Below are 14,347 nucleotides of genomic sequence, written 5' to 3'. Positions count from 1 at the left end.
CGGCGGTGGGTACCGTCGGGCAGGTGGGACGAGTCACCAGCCGGACGCCGGTGCTGCGCATCCGCGGCGCGCAGCACACCACCCGTCCCGACACGGTCGCCAGCGAGGAGCCGCTGGAGATCCGGCTGGACGGCACACCGCTGGCGGTGACCATGCGGACGCCGGGGGACGACTTCGACCTGGTGCACGGCTTCCTGGCCACCGAGGGCGTCATCCGCTCCCTGGACGACGTCTCCTCGCTGCGCTACTGCGACTCCGTCGACGACAGCGGCCGCAACACCTACAACGTGGTCGACGTCGACCTCGCGCCAGGCGTCGAGGCCCCGGACACCGCGCTGGACCGGAACTTCTACACGACCAGCTCGTGCGGCGTCTGCGGCAAGGCCAGCATCGACGCCATCCGCACCAAGACGGTCTTCGACGTCCCTGCCGACGAGACCCGGCTGCCCCTGGAGACCCTGCTGGCGCTGCCGGACCGGCTGCGCGCGGCCCAGGCCGTCTTCGACCGGCCCGGTGGCCTGCACGCGGCGGGGCTGTTCACCGCCGAGGGCGAGCTGGTGGCGCTGCGCGAGGACGTCGGCCGGCACAACGCGGTGGACAAGGTGGTGGGCGACGCGGTGCGGGCCGGCCGGCTGCCGCTGGCCGGGCACGTGCTGATGGTCAGCGGCCGCTCCAGCTTCGAGCTGACCCAGAAGGCCGCGATGGCCGGGGTGCCGGTGCTGGCCGCGGTGTCGGCACCGAGCTCCCTGGCGGTGGAGCTGGCGGAGTCCACCGGCATCACCCTGATCGGGTTCCTGCGCGGCGACGGGTGCAACGTCTACAGCCACACCCGCCGGCTGGTGCTGCCGGCTCAGTGATCGCCGCCGCGCAGCTGGCTCACCACGTGCGGCAGCAGCGGCCCGAGCACGGCCAGCCCGTCCCGGACCCCGCCGGTGGACCCGGGCAGGTTGACCACCAGCGTGCGGCCTGCGGTCCCGGCCAGCCCGCGGGACAGCACCGCGGTCGGGACGGCGGGCTGGCCGTACCGGCGCACGGCGTCGGCGATGCCCGGTGCGTCGCGCTCGAGCACCAGCCGGGTGGCCTCCGGGGTGACGTCGGTGGGGGTCAGCCCGGTGCCGCCGGTGGTGAGGACGACGTCCGCACCCGAGGCCACGGCCTCCCGCAGCACGGCGGCGAGGGCCTCGACGTCGTCCGGGCGGACGTGCGGGCCCTCGACCTCGAACCCCAGCTCGCGGAGCCCGGCGGCCAGCGCCTGGCCGGAGCGGTCCTCGTAGACCCCGGCGGACGCCCGGTTGGAGGCGGTGACGACGACGGCGCGGGCGCCGGCGGGGAGCGTCATCGGGTCCAGTCGCCCTTCTTGCCGCCGGACTTGGCCAGCAGCCGGACGTCGGTGATGACCGCGCGCGGGTCGACGGCCTTGACCATGTCGATGACCGTCAGCCCGGTGACGGCGACCGAGGTGAGCGCCTCCATCTCGATCCCGGTGCGGTCGGCGGTCCGGGCCGTCACGGTGATCTCCACGGCCTCGTCGGTGACCTCCAGGTCGACGGTCACCCCGTGCAGCGCGACCGGGTGGCACAGCGGGATGAGGTCGGGCGTCCGCTTGGCCCCGGCGATGCCGGCGATCCGGGCGACGGCGATCGCGTCGCCCTTGGGCACGCCCTCGCCGCGCAGCAGGGCCACGACCTCCGGGCTGACCAGGACCCGGCCGGCGGCGGTGGCCACCCGGGCGGTGACGGCCTTGGCGGTGACGTCGACCATCCGGGCTGCGCCGGACTCGTCGAGGTGGGTGAAGCTCACCGGAGTGCTCCTTCGACCAGCAGGATCTGGACCTCGCTGCCGGCCGGCAGCGAGGTGACGTCCTCGGGGACGACGACGAGGCAGTCGGCCCGCGCCAGGTGGGCGACCAGGTGCGAACCGGGCCCGCCGACCAGGGACACCTGCGCGCCGTCGAAGGACCCGCGCAGGTACTGCCGCCGGCCGGCCGGGGAGGTCAGCGGCCCGGCGAGCGGGGCGGTGGTGCTCAGCCGCTCCGGCTGCCGGATGCCCAGCGCCCGGCGCAGCGCGGGGCGGACGAACACCTCGAAGGACACCGAGGAGCTCACCGGGTTCCCGGGCAGGGTCACCACCGGCACGCCGTCGACGGTGCCGCTGCCCTGCGGGCCGCCGGGCTGCACGGCGACCTTCACGAAGTCCACGGTGCCGAGCGCACCCAGGGCGTCCTTGACCACCTCGTAGGCGCCCATGCTCACCCCACCGCTGGTGAGCAGCAGGTCGGCGTCGGCCAGCTCGGCCCGGACGGTGGCGAGGAACTGGTCGACGTCGTCGGGGACGAAGTGCAGCGTGCGGGCCTCGCCGCCGGCGGCGTCCCCGGCGGCGGCCAGCAGCAGCGAGTTCGACTCGTAGATCTGCCCGGGGGCCAGCGGGGTGCCGGGGGCGACCAGCTCGCTGCCGGTCGACAGCACCAGGACCCGGGGCCGGCGCGCGACGAGGACCGAGGCGCGCCCGACCGACGCCGCCAGCCCCAGCTGGGACGGGCCCAGCACCGTGCCGGCGGGCAGCGCGACCACCCCGGCGGCGAGGTCCTCCCCGGCGTGCCGCAGGTAGGCCCCGGCCGCGGGGGAGGAGGTGATGACCACCGTGCCGGTGCCGCCGTCGGTCTCCTCGACCGGGACGACGACGTCGGCCCCCTCGGGCACGGGCGCCCCGGTCATGATCCGGTGGACGGTGCCCGGGGCCAGCGGCGGGACGTCGGTCCGCCCGGCCGGGGGGTCCTCGGCCACCGGGAGCCGGACCGGCGCGGACGCCGAGGCGGCGCCCACGTCGGCCCACCGGGCGGCGTAGCCGTCCATCGCGGAGTTGGGGAACACCGGGAGGGGGACCGCCGCGGCGAGGTCCTCGGCCAGCACCCGCCCGGCGGCCGCGGTCAGCGGCACCTCCTCGGTCCCGGGGGAGGCCGACGCCAGCAGGCGGGCGACCACGGCCCGGTGCTCGTCGACCGTGCGGCGGTGGTCGGTGGGGGTGCTCACCGCCCCATCCTGGCCGATGCCCGGTGACCGGGAGCACGCGCGGACCGTCCCGACCGGGGATAGGTTGCTGCTCGCCCGGTGCCGCACCCGCGCGGCCCGCCCGGAGGACTGGGGGTCCAGGTGACCGAGATCGACCGCATGCTCACCGCCAACGCCGAGTGGGCCCAGCGGTTCCCGGGCTCCCGCCCGGTGGCCCCGGCCCGCCAGGTCGCCGTCGTGGCCTGCATGGACTCGCGCATGCCGCTGTTCCCGCTGCTGGGTCTGGACGTCGGGGACGCGCACGTCATCCGCAACGCCGGCGGGGTGGTCACCGAGGACACGCTGCGGTCGCTGACCATCTCCCAGCACCTGCTGGGCACCCGCGAGGTCGTGCTGGTCCACCACACGGACTGCGGCATGCAGAAGACCGACGACCAGGGCCTGGCCGACCTCGTGGAGCGGACCACCGGGCACCGCCCGCCGTGGACCGGTCGCACCTTCACCGACGTGGACTCCGACGTCCGGGAGTCCATGGAGATCCTGCGCGGCACGCCCTACCTGCTCTCGCACGTGGTGCGCGGCACGGTCTACGACGTGGAGACCGGTCGGCTGCGCGAGGTGGTCTGACCCCTAGGCTCACCGACGTGCCGACCGCCCGCCGCCACCGCCGTCCGGCTGCGACGGCCCTGCTCGCCGCGTTGCTGCTCGCCGGCTGCACCAGCACCGTGGAGGGCACCGCCAGCCCGGCCGCGACCAGCGGCAGCAGCGCACCGACGAGCACGTCGGCCTCGTCCAGCGCGCCTGCGCCCACCGGCCAGGTGACCCCGGCGCCGGAGGTGGGTCCGGGTACGGGCGCCGAGGCCCGCCGGATCGCCGCGGTCACCTCGCTGCCGGTGACCGTGTCCCCCGAGCGCACCGACAGCTGCTTCCCGAGCGGGCCGTTCGGCACCGGGAACAGCATTGACGGCATCTACTTCGGCGACGGGCGGGCCGGGCAGGAGCTCGACCGGTGGGGCCTGGTCGCCGGCTGGGGCAACTGCTCGCAGGACACCGCCGACAACGCGACGCTGGTGCTGCTGACCGAGGTGTCCGACCCCGAGTCGGCCGTCGCGGCGGCCGACGCCCTCAACGAGATCTCGCTGGACTTCGGCGGTGCCGAGTACGAGTCCGTCGACCTGCCCGAGCTCGGGGTCAGCGGCGCCATCGCCACCGGCGGGTCGGACTCCGCCGGCGCGCCCACCGACACCGTCCAGGCCTGGGTCGCGACCGGCCGGATGCTCGCCTACAGCTACCTGGACGGCCCGGCCGGGTCCGCGCGGGACCTGCTGGTCCGCCAGCTGCAGGACCAGATCTCCCTGGTGGCCGGGTTCCAGCCCACCCCGCAGGACCAGGTGCCCGACCTGCCGGTCGACCCGCTGGGGCTGGCCGGGTTCGCCCTGACCACCCCGGGCGACCAGACCAGGTTCACCGGCTCCTACGACCTCGAGGGCTACCTGCGGCTGGCCATCGACCCGACCGTGGAGCGCCAGCTGCTGTCGGCCAACGGCTTCGCCGGCGCTTACTACCGCACCAGCTACGACGAGGCGGCGTCGCTGGACTACGCCGTGTCGTTGTACACCTTCCCGACCTCGGCCCAGACCAACGCCGTGTACACCGGGTTCGCCCAGCTCGAGGCGACCGCGTTCGGCGGCACGCCGTTCGCGCTGCCGGCCATCCCCGAGGCGCCGTGCTTCTCGTTCCAGAGCAGCTCCGAGAGCTTCTACCAGCGCTGCTACGTCGGCTACGGCAGCTACCTGGCCAGCATCGACGTCCAGGGCCTGGCCGCGGCCGACGACTACACGCAGATGAACGCCCTGCTGCCGCAGCAGCGGGACCTCATCGACGGCTGACCGGACCACCCGTCCCGGCTGGTATCGTCCATCGCTGGCGCGCACTGCCGGCTGGTGCTCGCGCGCCGTCGATCCGTCTCCCGTGCTCGGTGAGGCGAACCCACCAGCCAACCCGACGACGAGGAAGTGGGCCCCCGTGCGCACGTACACCCCCAAGCCCGGTGACATCACCCGGGCCTGGCACGTCATCGACGCCACCGACGTGGTGCTCGGTCGACTGGCCAGCCAGACCGCGCAGCTCCTGCGCGGCAAGCACAAGCCGCAGTTCGCCCCGCACGTGGACGCCGGCGACTTCGTCGTCGTCATCAACGCGGGCAAGGTGGCCCTGACCGGCTCCAAGCGCGACGCCAAGGTCGCCTACCGCCACTCCGGCTACCCGGGCGGTCTGCGCGCGATCAACGTCGGCGACGAGATCAAGACCCGTCCCGACCGCGTGGTCGAGCGCGCCGTCAAGGGGATGCTGCCGCACAACTCGCTGGGCCGGCAGATGCTCTCCAAGCTCAAGGTGTACGCCGGGCCCGAGCACCCGCACGCCGCCCAGCTTCCCCAGACCTACGAGATCAAGCAGGTGTCCCAGTGAGCACCCCCCTGACGGCGCAGAACGTCACCGACGCCGACGGCCGCCCGATCCAGACCGTGGGCCGCCGCAAGGAGGCCATCGTCCGGGTGCGCCTGCTCCCCGGCACCGGCCAGTTCAAGCTCAACGGCCGCACCATGGAGGAGTACTTCCCCAACAAGGTGCACCAGCAGCTCATCCGTGAGCCCCTGGTCATCCTGGAGAAGGGCGAGACCTACGACGTCGTCGCGCTGCTCAAGGGCGGTGGCGTCTCCGGCCAGGCCGGCGCGCTGCGCCTGGCGATCGCGCGTGCGCTGATCGAGGTCGAGATCGAGGACCGCCCGGCCCTGAAGAAGGCCGGCTTCCTGACCCGTGACCCGCGCGCCACCGAGCGCAAGAAGTACGGCCTGAAGAAGGCCCGCAAGGCGCCCCAGTACTCCAAGCGCTGACCGGGTCGGCCGTGGGTCGCCTCTTCGGCACGGACGGTGTGCGGGGTCTGGCCAACGCCGACCTCACGCCCGAGCTGGCCTTGGCGGTGGCCCGAGCGGCTGCCAGCGTGCTCGCCGACCGCGACGGGACCTCGCGTCCCGTCGCGGTCGTCGGCCGCGACCCCCGCGCGAGCGGGGAGATGCTCGAGGCGGCGGTCGTCGCCGGCCTGACGAGCGCCGGAGCCGAGGTGCTCCGGGTCGGGGTGCTCCCCACCCCGGCCGTCGCCCACCTCACCGCAGCCCTGGACGCCGACCTCGGCGTCATGCTGTCGGCCAGCCACAACCCGATGCCCGACAACGGCATCAAGCTCTTCTCCCGCGGGGGCCACAAGCTGCCCGACGCGGTCGAGGCCGCCGTCGAGCGCGGTGTCACCCTCGGGCCCGGCCAGGACCGCCGCCGCGGGGACGCCGGGCACCGGCCGACCGGTGCCGACATCGGCCGGGTGCGCGACGTCCCCGATGCCGCGAGCCGGTACGCCGAGCACCTGCTCGCCGCCGTCCCGGGCTCGCTGGCCGGCCTGACGGTGGTCGTGGACTGCGCGCACGGCGCGGCCAGCCAGCTGGCCCCGGAGGTCTACCGGCGGGCCGGCGCGACCGTGCACGTCATCGGTGCCGACCCCGACGGCTGGAACATCAACGACGGCGTCGGCTCCACCCACCTGGACCCGGTGCGCGCCGCGGTGCGCGAGTTCGGCGCCGACCTGGGCCTGGCCCACGACGGCGACGCCGACCGCTGCCTGGCGGTCACCGCGGACGGCGAGCTGGTCGACGGCGACGGCATCCTGGCCGTCTGCGCGCTGGGCCTGCACGAGGCCGGCATGCTGACCGGCAACACCGTGGTCGCCACCGTGATGAGCAACCTCGGGTTCCACCACACCATGCGCGACGCGGGCATCGCGGTGGCCACCACCGCCGTCGGGGACCGGTACGTGCTCGAGGCGCTGCGCTCGCGCGGGTTGTCCCTGGGCGGCGAGCAGAGCGGCCACCTGGTGTTCCTCGACCACGCGACCACCGGCGACGGCCTGCTCACCGGGTTGTCGCTCATGGCCCGGATGAAGGGCACCGGCGCCTCGCTGGCCGAGCTGGCCGGCGTCGTCCAGAAGTTGCCGCAGGTGCTGGTCAACGTGCCCGTCGCCGACCGCATCGCGGTGAGCGAGAGCGACGACGTCGCCCGCGCGGTCAACGCGGTGGAGGAGGAGCTCGGCGAGTCCGGGCGGGTGCTGCTGCGCCCCTCGGGCACCGAGCAGCTGGTGCGGGTGATGGTCGAGGCACCGACCCAGGAGCAGGCCGACCGGGTCGCCCACCAGCTCGCCGCGGTCGTCGCCGCCGTCGGCTGACCCGGTCCGACACCGACCGCGGGCCGGTCGGGGCCCGGTACTGTCGGTCACCATGTGCGGCATCGTGGGGTACGTCGGTCCTCAGAACGCGTTGGACGTGGTCCTGGAGGGCCTGCGGCGGCTGGAGTACCGCGGCTACGACTCGGCCGGGGTGGCGCTGCTCGCCGACGGCGCGCTGGCCACCGCGAAGAAGGCCGGCAAGGTCGCCAACCTGGAGAAGGAGCTCGCCGAGAAGGCGCTCCCGGCCTCCACCATCGGCATCGGCCACACCCGGTGGGCCACCCACGGCGGGCCGACCGACCGCAACGCGCACCCGCACGTGTCGGCCGACGGCTCGGTGGCCGTCATCCACAACGGGATCATCGAGAACTTCGCCTCGCTGCGGGCCGAGGTGGAGGCCACCGGCGTCGAGTTCAGCTCCGAGACCGACACCGAGGTCGTCGCGCACCTGCTCGCCGCGGTCTACCCGACGGTCCCCGAGGGCCCGGGCCGGCTGGCCGAGGCGATGCGCGTGGTGTCCCGCCGGCTGGAGGGCGCCTTCACCCTGGTCGCCACGCACGTCGCCGAGCCCGACGCGCTGGTCGCCTCCCGCCGCAACTCCCCGCTGGTCGTGGGGGTCGGCGACGGCGAGTACTTCCTCGGCTCGGACGTCGCGGCCTTCATCGGGCACACCCGCAACGCCCTGGAGCTCGGCCAGGACCAGGTGGTGGAGATCGAGCGCACCCGCGGGGTCACCGTCACCGACTTCGCCGGCAACCGGGTCGAGCCGCTGGCCTACACCGTCGACTGGGCCGCCGAGGCCGCCGGCAAGGCCGGCTACGACTGGTTCATGCTCAAGGAGATCGACGAGCAGCCGCAGGCCGTCGCCGACACCCTGCTCGGCCGCCTCGGCGAGCGCGGGGAGATCGTGCTCGACGAGGTCCGGATCTCCGACGAGGACCTGCGCGGCATCACCAAGATCTTCGTGATCGCCTGCGGGACGGCCTACCACGCCGGGCTGATCGCGAAGTACGCCATCGAGCACTGGACGCGCATCCCGGTCGAGGTGGAGCTGGCCAGCGAGTTCCGCTACCGCGACCCGGTCCTGGACCGCTCCACGCTGGTCGTCGTCATCTCCCAGTCCGGCGAGACGATGGACACCCTGATGGCGCTGCGGCACGCCAAGGAGCAGCAGGCCCGCGTGCTGGCCATCTGCAACGCCAACGGGTCGACCATCCCGCGCGAGTCCGACGCCGTCCTCTACACCCGGGCCGGGCCCGAGGTCGCCGTGGCCTCGACCAAGGGGTTCCTGACCCAGGTCGTGGCCTGCTACCTGGTGGGCCTGTTCCTGGCCCAGGTGCGCGGCCTGAAGTACGAGGACGAGGTCGCCGCGGTGGTCACCGAGCTGCGCAAGCTGCCCGACCAGGTGCGCGAGGTGCTCGCCGGCATGGACGACGTCCGCGCGCTGGGCCGCTCCCTGGCCGACGAGCCGACGATCCTGTTCCTGGGCCGGCACGTGGGCTACCCGGTCGCGCTGGAGGGTGCGCTCAAGCTCAAGGAGCTGGCCTACATCCACGCCGAGGGCTTCGCCGCCGGCGAGCTCAAGCACGGGTCGATCGCCCTCGTCGGGCAGGGCACCCCGGTGATCGTGGTCGCCCCGTCCCCGCTGGGCCGGGAGTCGCTGCACGGCAAGGTCGTGTCCAACATCCAGGAGGTGCGCGCCCGCGGGGCCCGCACCATCGTCATCGCCGAGGAGGGCGACGACGAGGTGGTGCCCTACGCCGACCACGTCATCCGGGTGCCGCGGACCCCGACGCTGCTGGCGCCGGTGGTCACCACCGTGCCGCTGCAGATCCTGGCCTGCGAGATCGCCGACACCCGGGGTCTGGACGTGGACATGCCCCGCAACCTGGCCAAGTCCGTCACCGTCGAGTGATCGTGGGCGTCGGCATCGACGTCTGCCCGGTGGAGCGGTTCGCCGAGTCGTTGGTGCGCACCCCCGGGCTGCGGAACCGGCTGTTCACCGCGGCCGAGCAGGTCACGCCCTCGGGGGCACCGCGCACGGGGGAGTCCCTCGCCGCGCGGTTCGCCGCCAAGGAGGCGCTGGCCAAGGCCCTCGGTGCCCCCGGCGACCTGCACTGGCACGACGCCGAGGTCGTCGTCGGTGACCACGGTCGCCCGCTGCTGACCGTCCGCGGCACCGTCGCCGCGCGGGCCGCGCAGCTGGGCGTCACCGGGTGGCACGTGTCGCTCAGCCACGACGGGGGCATGGCCTCGGCCGTGGTGATCGCGGAGTCCCTGCCCGAGATGCCGTCGTGACCGCCCTGCACACCGCCGACCAGGTGCGGGCCGCCGAGGCCGCCGTCCTGGCCCGCACGCCCGAGGGCGCGCTCATGCAGCGGGCGGCCACCGGCCTGGCGACCGTCTGCCTGCGGCTGGCCGGTCGCGGGGCCGGGCTGCGGGTGGTCCTGCTGGTCGGCGCGGGCGGCAACGGCGGCGACGCGCTGTGGGCGGGGTCGTTCCTGGCCCGCCGCGGGGCCGCCGTCACCGCGCTGCTGCTGGACCCCGACCGCGCGCACCCGGCCGGTCTGGCCGGGCTGCGCCGGGCCGGCGGACGGGTGGTGCGCGACGTCGCGGCGGCCGGCCTGGACCGCGCCGACCTCGTGCTCGACGGCATCACCGGGATCAGCGGACGGGGCGGGCTGCGCCCGGCCGCGGCCGACGCGGTGTCCCGGGCGGTCGCCGGTCCGGGCCTGCTGGTGGCCGTCGACGTGCCCAGCGGGGTGGACGCCGACACCGGCGCGGTGGCCGGCGAGGCCTTCCCGGCGCAGCACACGGTGACCTTCGGCGCGGTCAAGCCCGGCCTGGTGGTCGGCCAGGGACGCGGGTACGCCGGCCGGGTCCACCTGGTCGACCTCGGCCTGGACCTGCCCGCGCCGTCGGCACGTCAGCTCACCGACGCCGAGGTCGCCGACCTGCTGCCCGACCCCGGCTCGGGCGACGACAAGTACTCCCAGGGCGTGGTCGGCGTCCACGCGGGGTCGGCCACCTACCCCGGGGCCGCCGTGCTGTGCACCGGGGCCGCGCTGCGCACCCGGCCGGGCCTGGTCCGCTACGCCGGCAGCGCCGTGGACGGAGTGCGCGCTGCCTGGCCCGAGGCGATCGTCACCGACGGCCGGCCCGCCGACGCCGGCCGCGTGCAGGCCTGGGTGGTCGGTCCCGGGGCGGGGACGGACGACGACGCCCAGGCCGCGCTCGCCGAGGTGCTGGCCACCGACCTCCCGGTCCTGGTGGACGCCGACGCCCTGACCCTGCTTGCCCGGTCACCCGAGCTGGTCCGCGGCCGGTCCGCGGCCACCGTGCTCACCCCGCACGACCGGGAGTTCACCCGCTTCGGCTGGGACCTGGGCGCCGACCGGATCGGCGCGACCCGGGCCGCGGCCGCCGACCTCGGGGTGACCGTCCTGCTCAAGGGCGACGCCACGGTGGTCGCGGACGCCGACGGGACGACGTTCGTCAACGGCACCGGCACGCCCTGGCTGGCCACCGCCGGCACCGGCGACGTGCTCAGCGGCGTCGTCGGTGCGCTGCTGGCCACCGGGCTGCCCGCGGTGGAGGCCGCCGCGGCCGGGGCGCACCTGCACGGCCGGGCCGGCCAGCTCGCCGCCGCGGCCGGGCCGCTGATCGCCTCCGACGTCGTCGCCCACCTCCCGGCCGCCGTCCACCTGCTCCGCACCGGCGCCTGAGCCGCACCCCGCCCCCGGCGGGGGGCGGGCTGGGAGGATGGGCGGCGTGACCGAGAACGAGCGGGCCGAGATCGTGGTCGACCTCGACGCGATCGCGGCCAACACCGCCGTCCTGCGCGCCCACGTCGGCCGACCGCTGATGGCGGTGGTGAAGGCCGACGGCTACGGCCACGGCCTGGTGCCGGCTGCCCGGGCCGCGCTGGCCGGGGGAGCCGACGCGCTCGGGGTCACCGTGCTGGAGGAGGCGCTCGCGCTGCGGGCCGCCGGGGTCACCGCGCCGGTGCTGTCCTGGCAGCACGTGCCGGGGGCGGACTACGCCGCCGCGCTGCGCGCCGACGTCGAGCTGTCGGTGAACGCGGAGTGGGCGCTGGCCGAGGTGGTCGCCGCGGCGCGGGCCACCGGCACCACAGCCCGGGTGCACCTGTTCGTCGACACCGGCCTGTCCCGCGAGGGCGCCACCCCGGCGGACTGGCCCGGGCTGGTCGAGGCCGCGGCCCGGGCGCAGGACGACGGCGCCGTCGAGGTCACCGGGCTGTGGAGCCACCTGGCCTACGCCGACGCGCCGACGCACCCCACGATCGCCGCCCAGGTCGCGGTGTTCGAGGAGGCCACCGCGCTGGCCCGCGCCGCCGGGCTGACCGCCGCCCGCCGGCACCTGGCGAACTCCGCGGCCACCCTGGCGCTGCCCGACACCTGGTACGACCTGGTCCGGCCCGGCGTGGCCGTCTACGGCCTGGACCCCCTCGGCGGCGACCCCGCCGACCACGGCCTGCGCCCGGCCATGACGGTGCGCGCCCGGGTCGCGCTGACCAAGCGCGTGCCGGCCGGCACCGGGGTCTCCTACGGGCACACCCACCACACGACGGCCGAGACGAACCTGGCGCTGGTCCCGGTGGGCTACGCCGACGGCGTGCCCCGCGCCGGCGGCAACCGCGCCCCCGTGCTGGCCGCCGGCGCCCGGCGCACGATCGCCGGCCGGGTCTGCATGGACCAGTTCGTGCTCGACCTCGGCGACGACGTCGCCGCCCCCGGCGACGAGGTGGTGCTGTGGGGTCCCGGGGACGCCGGCGAGCCCACGGCGCAGGACTGGGCCGACGCCGTCGACACCATCCACTACGAGCTGGTCACCCGGGTCGGTGGTCGGTTCGCCCGCCGCTACACCGGCACGGCCGGGGTGCCGTCGTGAAGGCCCCGCACCCGACGCCGCGGACCGTCGGCATCCTCGGCGGCGTGCTGGGCGTGGCCGCGGCCGGCACCGCCGTCGGGGTGGCGGTGACCCGCGCGGCGTCGTCCCGGGTCCGCGCCCAGCGGGTCGGCACCGTCCCCGGTGACCTGCCGCTGCCCGCGCTCGAGGCACCGGAGCCCACCGACCGGCCGGCCGCGGTGCAGCGCGCCGACGACCCGCTGGGCACCGGCAGCCGCGCCGCCGACCGCACCGAGCTCGTGCACGCCACCGACGGGGTGCTGCTGCACGTGGAAGAGGTCGGCCCCGAGGACGCCCCGCTGACCGTCGTCCTCGTGCACGGCTACTCCCTGTCCATGGCGTCGTGGACGTTCCAGCGCCGCGACCTGGGCCGCTCGCTGGCCACCGGCAACGGGCACGCCCCGCAGGCCCGCCTGGTGCTCTACGACCAGCGCGGCCACGGCGCCTCCGCGCGCGGGGACGCCGACCGCTCGACGATCGACCAGCTCGCCGACGACCTGGTGTCGGTGCTGGACGCCCGGGTGCCGCGCGGTCCGGTCGTGCTGGTCGGCCACTCGATGGGCGGCATGACGCTGCTGCAGCTGGCCGCCCGCCGCCCCGAGCTCTTCGGCACCCGGGTGGTCGGCGTCGCGCTGGTGTCCACCTCGGCCGGCGGCCTGGACGACCTGGACCTGGGCCTGCCCGGGGTGGTCACCCGGCTGCGCGCCGCGGTCTTCCCGGTCGCCGGGTACGTGATGCGGCACCGCCCCGGCTGGGCGGAGTTCGTCCGGCGCGCGGCCGCCGACGTCGTCAGCTGGGCGACCAAGGCGCTGTCGTTCGCCGGGGACGACGTCGACCCGCGGCTGGTGGACTACGTCGACGCGATGATCGGCGGCACCCCGGTCGAGGTCATCGCGGAGTTCTACCCGGCCCTCGTCGGGCTGGACGCCTCGGCGGCGCTGGAGCCGCTGGCGGCCATCCCGGTGCTGGTGCTCACCGGCGACGCCGACAAGCTCATCCCGCAGGGGCACAGCGACCGGATCGTCGCGGCGCTGACCGCGGCCGGGGCGCGCGACGTCCGCTACCGGGTCGTCCCGGACTCCGGCCACCTGGTGCTGCTCGAGCACCCCGACGAGGTGACCGCGGCGATCACCGACCTGGTGCGCCGGGTGGCTGCGGCCCGATGACCCCGGTGACCCGCCGGCTGGCCACGGTCGAGGAGACCCGGGCGTTCGGCGTCGAGCTGGCCGGGCTGCTGCGCGCCGGGGACCTGGTCGTGCTGGCCGGTCCGCTGGGCGCCGGCAAGACCGCGCTCACCCAGGGCATCGGCGCGGGTCTCGAGGTGCCCGGGCCGGTCACCTCGCCGACCTTCGTGCTGGCCCGGGTGCACCGCGGCGGGCGGCTGCCGCTGGTGCACGTGGACGCCTACCGGCTGGGCTCGCTGGCCGACGTCGACGACCTGGACCTCGACGCGACCGTCGAGGAGTCGGTCACCGTCGTGGAGTGGGGGCACGGCATGGTCGAGCAGCTGGCCGACGAGCACCTGGTGGTGGAGCTCGACCGGGGGCGGGACGGGGCGCAGGACGGAGCCGACGTCCGGACCGCGACCCTGGTGCCGCACGGCCCGTCCTGGACCTCCCGGCTGGCCGACCTGCGCCCGGTCCGGCAGCGGGCCACGGTGCGGGTGCTGCTGCTCGACGACGCCGACCGGGTGCTGCTGTTCCACGACAGCGACGCCGGCCTGGACCCGGTGGTCACCTGGTGGATGACCCCGGGCGGGGGCATCGACCCCGGCGAGGACGACGTCACGGCCGCGGTGCGGGAGCTGGCCGAGGAGACCGGCCTGCAGGTCGACCGCGCCGCGGTGCTCGGTCCGCTGGCCCGGCGCCGGGCGCGGCACGGCTTCAGCGACGTGGTGGTCGACCAGCACGACACGTTCTACGTCGTCCGGGTGCCGGCCTTCGCGGTCTCCACCGCCGGGCACACCGAGGACGAGCAGCGCACGCTGGTGGGCCACCGGTGGTGGACCCGGGAGGAGCTGGCCACCACCGGCGAGACGGTCTACCCGGGCGGTCTGCTGGAGCTGCTGGACCTGGCGGAGGACCCGGCGTCCTGGCCGCGCGAGCTGCCCGACGTCGACGAGTCCACGCTGCCCTGAGCC

At 75.5% G+C, this 14,347-nt stretch carries 15 protein-coding genes; 12 read left to right on the top strand and 3 right to left on the bottom strand.

Annotated elements, in window-relative coordinates; genetic code table 11:
* Positions 1 to 23 precede the first annotated feature (23 nt).
* Entirely contained in the window at positions 24 to 857 is an 834-nt protein-coding gene (gene fdhD, locus LFA75_RS06745) for a formate dehydrogenase accessory sulfurtransferase FdhD (RefSeq protein WP_225232907.1), read from the top strand.
* On the opposite strand, the gene LFA75_RS06740 is transcribed toward fdhD, so the two are convergent.
* The 3 genes from LFA75_RS06740 to moeA are packed head-to-tail and all read right to left on the bottom strand — an operon-like array spanning position 851 to position 3,029.
* A complete protein-coding gene (locus LFA75_RS06740) occupies positions 851 to 1,339 on the bottom strand; it encodes a MogA/MoaB family molybdenum cofactor biosynthesis protein (protein WP_225232906.1) in 489 nt (162 codons plus the stop codon). The two genes, fdhD and LFA75_RS06740, sit on opposite strands and share 7 nt — an antisense overlap.
* Positions 1,336 to 1,800 (bottom strand): cyclic pyranopterin monophosphate synthase MoaC, encoded by a 465-nt coding sequence (gene moaC / locus LFA75_RS06735; RefSeq protein WP_165617438.1) that lies wholly within the window; start codon positions 1,798 to 1,800, stop codon positions 1,336 to 1,338. Before moaC ends, LFA75_RS06740 begins: the two co-directional genes overlap by 4 nt.
* Entirely contained in the window at positions 1,797 to 3,029 is a 1,233-nt protein-coding gene (gene moeA, locus LFA75_RS06730) for a molybdopterin molybdotransferase MoeA (protein WP_225232905.1), read from the bottom strand. The genes moaC and moeA overlap by 4 nt, the downstream gene beginning before the upstream one ends.
* 120 nt (positions 3,030 to 3,149) lie before the next feature.
* On the opposite strand from moeA, the gene LFA75_RS06725 reads away from it, so the two are divergent.
* From LFA75_RS06725 to tsaE, 11 genes are all read left to right on the top strand, one after another.
* Positions 3,150 to 3,635 (top strand): beta-class carbonic anhydrase, encoded by a 486-nt coding sequence (locus tag LFA75_RS06725; protein ID WP_225232904.1) that lies wholly within the window; start codon positions 3,150 to 3,152, stop codon positions 3,633 to 3,635.
* A 17-nt stretch (positions 3,636 to 3,652) separates the two neighbouring features.
* Positions 3,653 to 4,897, top strand: a complete 1,245-nt coding sequence (locus tag LFA75_RS06720) for a DUF7373 family lipoprotein (protein WP_225232903.1) — start codon at positions 3,653 to 3,655, stop codon at positions 4,895 to 4,897.
* A 136-nt stretch (positions 4,898 to 5,033) separates the two neighbouring features.
* Positions 5,034 to 5,477: a 50S ribosomal protein L13 gene (gene rplM, locus LFA75_RS06715; protein ID WP_225232902.1), complete on the top strand. Its 444-nt coding sequence runs from the start codon at positions 5,034 to 5,036 to the stop codon at positions 5,475 to 5,477.
* Positions 5,474 to 5,902: a 30S ribosomal protein S9 gene (gene rpsI, locus LFA75_RS06710; protein WP_455428453.1), complete on the top strand. Its 429-nt coding sequence runs from the start codon at positions 5,474 to 5,476 to the stop codon at positions 5,900 to 5,902. The genes rplM and rpsI overlap by 4 nt, the downstream gene beginning before the upstream one ends.
* Positions 5,903 to 5,913: 11 nt before the next feature.
* Positions 5,914 to 7,278, top strand: a complete 1,365-nt coding sequence (gene glmM, locus LFA75_RS06705; RefSeq protein WP_225232901.1) for a phosphoglucosamine mutase — start codon at positions 5,914 to 5,916, stop codon at positions 7,276 to 7,278.
* Positions 7,279 to 7,330: 52 nt separating this feature from the next.
* Entirely contained in the window at positions 7,331 to 9,193 is a 1,863-nt protein-coding gene (gene glmS / locus LFA75_RS06700; RefSeq protein WP_225232900.1) for a glutamine--fructose-6-phosphate transaminase (isomerizing), read from the top strand.
* A gap of 2 nt (positions 9,194 to 9,195) precedes the next feature.
* Positions 9,196 to 9,576: a holo-ACP synthase gene (locus LFA75_RS06695; RefSeq protein WP_225232899.1), complete on the top strand. Its 381-nt coding sequence runs from the start codon at positions 9,196 to 9,198 to the stop codon at positions 9,574 to 9,576.
* Positions 9,573 to 11,003, top strand: coding sequence for an NAD(P)H-hydrate dehydratase (locus tag LFA75_RS06690; protein ID WP_225232898.1), 1,431 nt, complete (start codon positions 9,573 to 9,575; stop codon positions 11,001 to 11,003). The genes LFA75_RS06695 and LFA75_RS06690 overlap by 4 nt, the downstream gene beginning before the upstream one ends.
* 46 nt (positions 11,004 to 11,049) lie before the next feature.
* Positions 11,050 to 12,189, top strand: a complete 1,140-nt coding sequence (gene alr / locus LFA75_RS06685) for an alanine racemase (RefSeq protein WP_225232897.1) — start codon at positions 11,050 to 11,052, stop codon at positions 12,187 to 12,189.
* The gene (locus LFA75_RS06680; protein ID WP_225232896.1) at positions 12,186 to 13,373 is read left to right on the top strand and encodes an alpha/beta fold hydrolase; all 1,188 of its coding nucleotides are present in this window, start codon (positions 12,186 to 12,188) and stop codon (positions 13,371 to 13,373) included. The genes alr and LFA75_RS06680 overlap by 4 nt, the downstream gene beginning before the upstream one ends.
* The gene (gene tsaE / locus LFA75_RS06675) at positions 13,370 to 14,344 is read left to right on the top strand and encodes a tRNA (adenosine(37)-N6)-threonylcarbamoyltransferase complex ATPase subunit type 1 TsaE (protein ID WP_225232895.1); all 975 of its coding nucleotides are present in this window, start codon (positions 13,370 to 13,372) and stop codon (positions 14,342 to 14,344) included. Before LFA75_RS06680 ends, tsaE begins: the two co-directional genes overlap by 4 nt.
* The last annotated feature ends 3 nt before the right edge of the window (positions 14,345 to 14,347 follow it).

This window comes from Klenkia terrae (genome assembly GCF_900491935.1).
GTDB classification, from domain to species: domain Bacteria; phylum Actinomycetota; class Actinomycetes; order Mycobacteriales; family Geodermatophilaceae; genus Klenkia; species Klenkia terrae.
This window is presented reverse-complemented; position numbering and strand designations above follow the sequence as displayed.